Source organism: Calditrichota bacterium (genome assembly GCA_013151735.1).
Classification (GTDB): Bacteria; Zhuqueibacterota; JdFR-76; order JdFR-76; family BMS3Abin05; genus BMS3Abin05.
Genome location: JAADHR010000063.1, coordinates 1 through 9,385, shown reverse-complemented (window position 1 = coordinate 9,385; position 9,385 = coordinate 1). Strand labels below are relative to the sequence as shown.

The following is a 9,385-nucleotide window of genomic DNA, read 5'->3' as shown; positions in this document are numbered from 1 at the left end:
AGGCGCAATGACCCAATGGAACAGTTAACCTTTCGTACCTACGGCACTTAAATTAATGGAGCCACATATTCACACCTACAAACATATCGCGCCTAACGGCGCTCTCATACACGGATTGGTTAATCCTTAATTAACAGCAACAAATGCAGTCCCGTAGGGATGATAGGTTTGTAGCAAATACAAAAGAACAGTTAAAAAAGTCCCGTAGGGACGATAGACACGGCTCCCAAGTCAAAAAAGAAATCGTTGAAACGGTTTCTCATTTCAGATCGTTTTTATGAATCTCCACCATCAAAATCGTGGACTGCTTTTGAAAGGACGGTTTGGAAGAAATTTCCCCTTTCCTTAATTAAAGGCAATTTTTCCCTTTTATTTTTCTGGAATTTTTCCTATTTTACGGTGTAATTCCCGAGCGCCACAAGGGTTGCCACAAGGGTTGAAAGCCGCAAAGGATTTTGAGTCGAATCCCCTTCTTTGCAACTTTGTTCCTTTGTGGCCGCAATACACTGGTATTCTTACGCAAAGGAGTGTTTATGTCTGAAAATGAACTTCGGTTGCCTGAAAATGCCCGGCGTGAATTGAAGCCGGGGGAGGTGTACATCCCCGTCATTCCTCAGGAAAAGGGGGTGCTGGAAGTCACCGTCCGTTCCGTCACCTTCGGATTCATCATGACCATCATTTTTTCCATGGCGGCGGCTTACATTGCCCTGAAGTTAGGACAAGGAATTGAGACGGCCATTCCTATCGCCATTTTAGCGGTCGGCTTTTCGGCGATGCTGGCGCGAAAAAGTACCCTGCTGGAAAATGTCAACATTCTGGCCATCGGGGCCACCTCCGGAATTATTGTGGGGGGATCGGTCTTTGTAATGCCTGCCGTGTACGTGCTGCACATTGAGCACCTGTCCGGGTTTTTTCAGATTTTTCTGGTGCCCCTGTTCGGTGCGATTTTGGGGGTCCTCTTTCTGATTCCCTTTCGGCGCTATTTCGTGGCGGACATGCACGGGAAACTGCCTTTTCCCGAAGCCACGGCCACCACGGAAATCCTGATGACCGGCGAAAAGGGAGGCACCCACGCCAAAATTCTGGCCTACTCAATGGGCATTGGGGCTGTTTTCGATTTTATCGGCCCCTCCATGCACGCCTGGGCCGAAAATTTCACCACGGCCATGATCGGTTTTTTCAATCCGCTTACGAACAAAGTGAAGGCCGTTTTTTCGCTGAATACCTCCGCGGCCATTGCCGGTCTCGGGTATTTGATCGGCGTTCGGTACGCTGCCATCATCCTGGCAGGGTCTTTGATGTCCTATTTTGTGCTGGTACCTATTTTTGCCCATTTCGGCCAATTTATTCAAACCAGCATTACACCGGGACTTCCGCCGCTCTCGCAGATGTCCGCTGAAGACATCTTCTTCAACTACGCCCGGTACGTGGGCATCGGGGGCATTTTTACCGCCGGATTGATTTCCATTTTGAAGATGTCCGGGGTGATCGGCAGTGCCCTCAAACAGGCCTTTGGGGAGATTTTCAAATCCCGCAGCGAGAGACAGCAGGCAACGTCTTTGCCTCGCTACGAAAAAGACATCAGCATGGTGGTTGTGGTGGGATTGATTCTGGCCGTTTCCGTGCTTCTTTGGTTCTACTTCCGATTTTCCGTGCTAAAGCACGTGGCGGGCGCCACACAGATTTCCGTCATTGCCATTATTTTGACCCTTCTCATTGCGTTCCTGTTTGCCTCCGTTTCCGCCTGGGCGGTGGCCATGATCAGTGTCACCCCTGTTTCCGGGATGACGTTAATGACCCTCATCGTCACGGCAGTTATTATGGCGCAGTTGGGGCTCCACAGTCAGGAAGGAATGATCACCACCCTCCTGGTGGGCGGCGTGGTTTGTACGGCGCTTTCAATGACAGGCAGCCTGGTAACGCAGTTTAAGATCGGTTACTGGCTGGGCGCAACGCCCAAGTACATCGAGTGGAGTAACATTCTGGCCTCGGCCGTGGCATCGGTTACCGTTACAGCTGTGATTATTCTACTGGCCAATGTGTACGGATTTTCACCCGGGCCCGCGCATCCCAATCCCATGCCGGCGCCGCAAGCCAATGCCATGGCCGCCGTATTGGGAAGCCTGATGCAAGCCGGGCAGCAAGCGCCCTGGTTCCTGTACGCCATGGGCGTGGTGATTGCCATTATCGTGGAAATGATCGGTGTTTCGGGGCTGGCATTTGCCCTGGGGATGTACCTGCCCATCGAACTGAATTCCCCGATTCTGGTGGGCGCAATCGTGGCCTGGCTGGTCAAACAGTCCACTAAAGATGAAAAACTGTCCAAGGCACGCCACGACCGCGGGTTGCTGGTGGCTTCCGGGCTGATTGCCGGCGGAGCCATTATTGGCGTGGTGGCCGCCCTTTTGAAATTCTTTGAGGACAAGTACCACACCACCCTGATTCCCAATCTTCACAATGCCGGTCATTTTGGCAACTGGCTGGGCCTGTTTATGTTTCTGGCCTTGTGTGCCTTTATTTACTGGGATGCGCTGCGGGCAAAGGAGAGTTAATCGGATATCATTTTTTACGACAGGTTTCACTTAGATTACGGAGGATTCAAAATTTAAATGGTCACTGCGCCTGTCGAAGTGACCTTTGGTTTCACTCAAACAAAGGAGGATTCACCATGCGTCGATTCACCCAAATCGTCGGTCTTGTTCTGACGATGGCCTTGCTTTCCAGCCTGGCATTTGCACAGGACAAGGCCTTTTACAAACCCACCAAAAACTTCTGGGGGAAACCGGATACCGTACTCACCATGGATTTTTCCAAAATCAAAAAACCGCCCTCACCCAAAGCCTTTCAGCAGGTGTTCCATTTCCCGCCCATCCGTCAGGATACGACCGGAACCTGCTGGTGCTTTTCTGCCACCTCTTTTTTGGAATCGGAGTTGTACCGAATTCACCAGAAAAAGGTGAAACTCTCCGAAATGTACACGGTTTACTGGGAGTACGTGGAAAAAGCACGGCGTTTCATTCGTAAAAAAGGGAAATCTGCTTTTGGAGAGGGCTCCGAAGAAGACGCGGTCATCAACCGAATCAAACAGTACGGCATTGTTCGGGAATCCGACTACAACGGCCTTTTGCCCGGGGAGAAGAAATACAGCCACCGGAAATTGTTCAAAGAACTGCGGGCCTATTTGAACTTCCTGAAAAAAAATAATTTCTGGGACGAAAACATTGCCCTGGCCAATGTAAAAATGATTCTGAATAAGTACATGGGCCAGCCACCGGAAACCATTGTGGTGAACGGGAAAAAAATGACCCCGAAAGAGTTTGCCGCCTCCCTTGATCTGCCGCTGAACGATTACGTGTCCTTCATGTCCTTCAAATACCTGCCCTTTTACACCCAGGGCGAATACAAGGTACCGGACAACTGGTGGCATTCCAAAGAATACTACAACGTCCCGCTGGATGTGTGGTACAAGGCGATCAAACACGCCATCAAGAACGGCTACTCCGTTGCCATTGGCGGGGATGTGTCTGAGCCCGGCCATAACGGCGAGGCGGACATTGCCATCATTCCCACCTTTGACATTCCCGACAAATACATCAATCAGGATTCCCGGGAATTTCGCTGGTACAACCACACCTCTACCGACGATCACGGCATTCACCTGGTGGGCTACACCCATTACAAAGGGCACGATTGGTTTCTGATTAAGGATTCCAGCTCCAGCGCTAACAAAGGTAAATTTAAGGGTTATTTCTTCTTTCGCGACGACTTTGTGAAACTGAAAATGCTCACGTTCATGGTTCACAAGGATGCCGTAAAGGATATACTGGCCAAATTTCAGAAGTAATATTGTCCACGAATTTACACGAATGATCTCCTGATTGTCAAAAAAACTTTCGGAAAACCCCGGTTCTTTACTCAGACCGGGGTTTTTTATTGGGTTCGATAAAGTCGTTCCCGCCTTCTGTACTTGATTCTACCTTGCAAATTCATTATATTTAGGAATAATTTTTCCTGGAGCCTTGTTTATGCATTCTCAATGGGTTAAGTTTTTAATTCTTCTTCAATTATTCGCGGGCCTAGCTGCTTCGTCCCTCCGGGCGGGCAAAATTCCCACCGAAATGGTCGAGGCACGTGTCCTCTCGAAGGTGCATTCCTATCTCTTTTCTTCTTCCGAAAAAAAGGGCCTGTTCTTTTTTAGCCAAGAAAAAAACCGGCTTATTCGGATAACGCCCAACACGGGAACGGTCTTTTCCTTCGACGGAGGCCGCTGGCTGGGGTTGAAGTGGATTCGACCCGGACAAAACGGACGTCCAATCGTTTATCACACGGAGGATTCCCGTATTCAAACGTTACCCTCGTCAGCAGCCAACGTGGGGGTTCCCTCGTTTTCAAGAACCGGACAAATTGCCTACTGCGACGGAAATGAAATTGTTTTGGCGGATTCAAACGGAATCTCCTTTCAGAGGATCCGAATTCCCTTTTATGCCAATCTGACCCCCATCTCACCGGACGGCCGGTGGGTGGCGTACAACGATTCGGATGATCAAATCTGGATTGTGTCCACAACCAACCCTCGGAATCGTAGAAAATTAACGGACGGGCGCCACGCCTATTTTCACCCCCGGTGGAGTCATGCTTCCGATCGACTCCTGATTCAATCCATTGACGGGAAACTCTTTGTCAGCGGACTTCGCCCCAACACCCTGAAAGAGCTGGCCGAAGGAACTCATCCTGTCTGGTCGCCGGATGATCGGTGGGTCGCCTTCGAAAAGCCAGTCTGGGGGGAACAGGGATTCATTTCAAACTGGGACATTGCGGCCATTCGCTCCGACGGCAGCCAAACGATCGCCATCACAAACACCCCGGAAATTCTGGAATCGTCCCCACAATTTATTTCACAGAATGAAATCTCTTATGTGGAAAACCAGATGCGGATCCTGACTAAATCATTTGGGTTTAAACATTCTCTTCAAAAATCACAGGTTCGTTTTTCATTCCCAAATGTTGCACAGGCCGATTCCCTTCCCATCCGCTCGTCTTTACAAAAGGTGGCGGCATCCGCAGGCCCGGGAGAAATCATCGACATCCCGTATGTGCATCAGGTGTACGATACACCCGACTGGTTCGACGGTTATTGGGCGTGCGGCGCAACATCCGCCATCATGGTAATCGCTCACTACCCCATTCTGCCCAAATGGTCATTGTACGTGAGTCAGCCGTTTGGACACCGAACTTACTGGGGACGGTATATTTGCACAGTGTACACCTATCGTACTCACACCTTTAACATCTGGTCTTACGACCGTCTGGGAAACAGGGGATACGGGGGCTACGGGTTTATCACCCAAAACCACTGGGCCGATACGAAGGGCTATATGGCCCGCTATTTTCAGTACCACGGGCTGGCGTCCTCCGTGGACTGGTCTCCGGCCTGGAACGACCTCCGCCGGGAAATCGACAACCAGCGCCCCTTTGTATTGCTCAATTCACTCACGTCAGCCGGACATTACATTGATGTGGTCGGCTATTACGAAAACCGCTCGGTAGTAGTCAACGACCCCTACGGCAACAAGAACCGCGGGTACACCAATTACTACGGGAAGCAGGCGGTTTACGACTGGCCGGGCTACGATAACGGCTACTCCAATTTGAATACCGTGTGGTGTTTCATTTATGCGCAAAAAGCCCCCGATTTTACGGTGGATACGCTTCTCTGCCCGGACTCGCTTAAAATTGGCGATACATTTTCGGTTTCGTTTAAAATCAGCAACGCGGGACTTGCAACGGGCGATTCCATTACGGTTGCACTGTACCTGTCTCCCGACCAGAGTCTCTCCACACACGACTGGCTTGTTGCCAGCCGCAAATTCTCCGGTCTGGCTCCAGAGGACTCAGCTTTTCACTCCCTCACAGGAACTCTTCCTGACAATCTGACCAGCCGGGTGCTCTACGGAGGTATCTGGATTGATCCCGGAAAGGAAAATCTGGAAGGCGACCGTACCAACAATCAAATCGTTTTTCCAATCGTGGTTGAGGGATATCCTTCGATTACACGGCTTGTTCCGGGACCCGGCAGTGTCACCACCCAAAACCCGCTTCGCGTTGAAGCTTCCTATTCCGATGCGATTCTGGGCATCGACACCACCCGCGTCCGGCTGTTCATCGACAGCACAGACGTGACCTCCCGATCGGAAATTTCCGCCGAAAAAATTTCTTTCCGGCTGGAAAATCCATCAAACAAAACGTATTCGGCGCGGGTAGTCGTTACCAACACAGCGGGGCTCTCTGTTGAGAAAAACTGGACGTTCTCTGTAAACATCTTGAGTGAAATCACACAAAACAAGGAAAATTCACCCGGTACATTCACCCTGTTTCAAAATTACCCCAATCCGTTTGAAGCGAGGCAGGGAACGGCTATCAGGTTTCGGCTCCGTTGCCCCGTTCAGGTGCACATTACCATTTACAATGTAGTGGGCGAACTGGTGAGGGAGTGGAACTTCGCTCGACTGCCAGCCGGAAAACAGCACATTTTTTGGAACGGAAGAGACGGAGCGGGCCGCTGGCTCGTGTCGGGCATCTATTTTTTACACATTCGCGCGGGGGATTTCTCCGCCCGAAAGAGAATCGTTTTGCTGAAATAGGACGGAAGTGTCATTCTGAGCGTAGCGAAGAATCTCACTGGCAGCAAACCCGCTTTTAAGAAGATTCTCCATTCCCTTCGGCGATCTCAGAAGAACAGGGAAAATGAGGAACAAAAAACGCAATTTGATCTTCGCAACCTTTAACAAACGGGACAAACATTATGGCTCACAAACGAATCGACAAACCGTACATTCCGGCGCACACCAAACTGCCGGAATTAACGATCAAAGCCCTGGCTCTGGGTGTGGTGATGGCGGTTGTTTTGGGAGCGGCCAATGCCTATCTGGGGCTGAAAGCAGGAATGACTATTTCGGCCACATTTCCGGCAGCAGTGATCGCCATTGCTGCTTTTCGGCTGCCTTTTTTCAAAGGGAACGTGTTAGAACAAAATATCGCCCGAACAGCGGCTTCTGTTGGCGAGGCCCTGGTCGCAGGTGCCATCTTCACCGTCCCCGCTTTTGTCATGGTTCGGCTAAATGGCCAGCGCCTCTGGACAACCTTCCACTATTGGGAGACCTCGTTTATCCTGTTGATTGGCGGGGTGCTTGGAATATTATTCGTCATTATTCTCCGCCGAACCCTGGTTGTGGATGCCGACCTCCCCTTCCCGGAAAGTTACGCCTGCTACGAAATTGTCAAAGCGGGACAAAAGGGAGAAAGCGGAGCCGGGTATGTTTTTGGTTCGATGGGAATCGGCGTGCTGATTGAACTTCTGAAAAACAGCACCGGATTTACCATTTTTCGGGAATCGGTGGAGGTATTTATCCGATTTCCCCGTTCGGTGATTCACCACATCAGCAGCACCCGTGAGGCCATGGGCAACATTGTGCATCGGGGCGGGATCGCCTTTTCAACTCCCCTTGCATCACCGGCACTTATGGGCGTCGGTTACATTATCGGTCCGGAACTGGCGGCCATCAATTTCTCGGGTGGGGTCATTGCCTGGCTGGTTCTGATTCCGCTGTCGCTTTTTCTGAATCCGGAGCTGCCCCGTCAGCTGCTCATTCACGGGCACCCTGCTCCAATGAGTGAAATCACCTACTCCATCTGGTACACGCAGGTGCGGCCCATTGCGGTGGGTGCCATGTTAGTGGGCTCGCTTTACACGCTTTACGGGTTGAAGGATTCTCTGGCCAGCGCATTTAAAGGGGCGTTCAGCAAGCCGGTCGTCACAACGGATAAAGAAGGAAAAGAGAATCGTCTGGAAAAGGATTTGAACCTTCGCGTCATTTTACTTTCCACGGTGGCGCTGGTAATTCCCATGTTTTTCCTGTACTACTATTTTTCCGACAACCTCTGGGGTGCCGTGATCTCAGCTGTCGTTATGCTGGTTACCGGGTTTTTGTTTGCAGCCGTTGGCGGGTGGCTGGTCGGACTGGTGGGCGGTTCCAATCAACCTATTTCGGGACTAACCCTTTCCACGCTCATCATTGCCGCGCTCTTGATGGTGGCAATCGGCCTCACGGGTCTCCACGGAATTGCAGCGGTTCTGGCCGTAGCAGCGGTGGTTTGTGCCGCCACGTCCATGGCCGGAGACATGATTCAGGATCTGAAAGTGGGGCACCTGCTGGGAGGTACCCCCTGGAAAATGGAAATCGCAGAAATCGTAAGCGTGGTGATTGTGTCGTTTGTGCTGGTTTTCCCCATGATCATTCTTCACGAGGGAAACATTGCTGCCGGTGGAATCGGCATTGGCGATGTCCAGCTTCCGGCTCCTCAGGCCGGGTTAATGGCACAGCTGGCCAAAGGAATTGTAGGCGGTCAAATGCCCTGGGGACTGGTGATTGTGGGCATGTTTTTCAGTATTTCCCTGATCATGGTGAACGCACCGGCGCCCATGTTGATTGCCGTCGGTATGTACCTTCCTTTTGAAACCACATTTGCCATATTCGTCGGCGGCATTATCAAGTGGGTTTCCGATGAAATCATGAAAGCCAAAAAGATTTCAAAGGAAGGACAGGAACGTGTGACAAACACAGGCATTTTGGTGGCTTCGGGATTTATTGCCGGAGAAGCACTGACGGGGGTATTCCTGGCCGCGCTGGTTCTTTCGGGAATTCCCTCGCTTACCCAGTGGATTGCCGGCATACCGGAATTTGCTTTCGTCCACACCTGGGGCGCCTGGTTGTCGATTATCATTTTTGCCGTTGTTGCGTACGGCTTCATTGTTATCCCGATGCGGGCTCTGAAAAAATAAAACTCCTTAATTCGTGAAATAAGCGGGCAAAGGCTTTTTTAGAGCAGACTTGTGGATTGTTAGGGTTACTTTTAAAAACGTTCAAATAGGAGAATTGTGGAATGCTTTCAAAAGGGAAATTTGCAGTAATTGGTGCGGGGAAGATGGGAGAAATCCTGATCAGTGCACTGCTGGATGCAGGCAGTGTTAAAAAGGAACAGTTTATAGCCACAGCCAAACATACGGAAAGAATCGATTATCTCGCCAGAGAATACGGCATTGAAACCACACTCGATAACGCCGGGGCGGTTCGGGAGGCAAACACCATTCTTCTTTGTGTAAAACCACAAAACAGCCTTCAGGTTCTGGAGGAAATACGTGACGAACTGACGGAGAACAAACTCCTCATTTCAATTGTCACCTCTCTGATCACCACAAAAATGGAGACGATCCTGGGAAAGCCGATCCCGGTTATTCGGGCCATGCCCAATACACCGGCTCTTTTAAAAGAAGGCATTACCGCCCTGAGCGGCGGGAAATATGCCCAATCGCAGGATCTGGAAAAGG

Annotated in this window: 5 protein-coding genes; all 5 read left to right on the top strand. The window is 50.8% G+C overall.

All coding sequences use genetic code 11. The annotated features are described in order from the left end of the window. Window positions 1-533: 533 nt before the first annotated feature. A complete protein-coding gene (locus tag GXO76_04485) occupies window positions 534-2,552 on the top strand; it encodes an oligopeptide transporter, OPT family (GenBank protein ID NOY77108.1) in 2,019 nt (672 codons plus the stop codon). A gap of 116 nt (window positions 2,553-2,668) precedes the next feature. Beyond that, window positions 2,669-3,844, top strand: a complete 1,176-nt coding sequence (locus tag GXO76_04480; GenBank protein NOY77107.1) for a peptidase C1 — start codon at window positions 2,669-2,671, stop codon at window positions 3,842-3,844. A 181-nt stretch (window positions 3,845-4,025) separates the two neighbouring features. Continuing rightward, window positions 4,026-6,641, top strand: coding sequence for a T9SS type A sorting domain-containing protein (locus GXO76_04475; protein ID NOY77106.1), 2,616 nt, complete (start codon window positions 4,026-4,028; stop codon window positions 6,639-6,641). 161 nt (window positions 6,642-6,802) lie between these two features. Further along, window positions 6,803-8,839, top strand: coding sequence for an oligopeptide transporter, OPT family (locus GXO76_04470; protein NOY77105.1), 2,037 nt, complete (start codon window positions 6,803-6,805; stop codon window positions 8,837-8,839). Window positions 8,840-8,940: 101 nt separating this feature from the next. Then, on the top strand, window positions 8,941-9,385 hold a 445-nt coding region (locus GXO76_04465), incomplete at its 3' end, for an NAD(P)-binding domain-containing protein (GenBank protein NOY77104.1).

What these genes read in the sequence shown, in the direction of transcription:
- GXO76_04485 (NOY77108.1), top strand. Translation starts at nt 534, where the DNA reads ATGTCTGAAAATGAACTTCGGTTGCCTGAAAATGCCCGGCGTGAATTG.
- GXO76_04480 (NOY77107.1), top strand. Translation starts at nt 2,669, where the DNA reads ATGCGTCGATTCACCCAAATCGTCGGTCTTGTTCTGACGATGGCCTTG.
- GXO76_04475 (NOY77106.1), top strand. Translation starts at nt 4,026, where the DNA reads ATGCATTCTCAATGGGTTAAGTTTTTAATTCTTCTTCAATTATTCGCG.
- GXO76_04470 (NOY77105.1), top strand. Translation starts at nt 6,803, where the DNA reads ATGGCTCACAAACGAATCGACAAACCGTACATTCCGGCGCACACCAAA.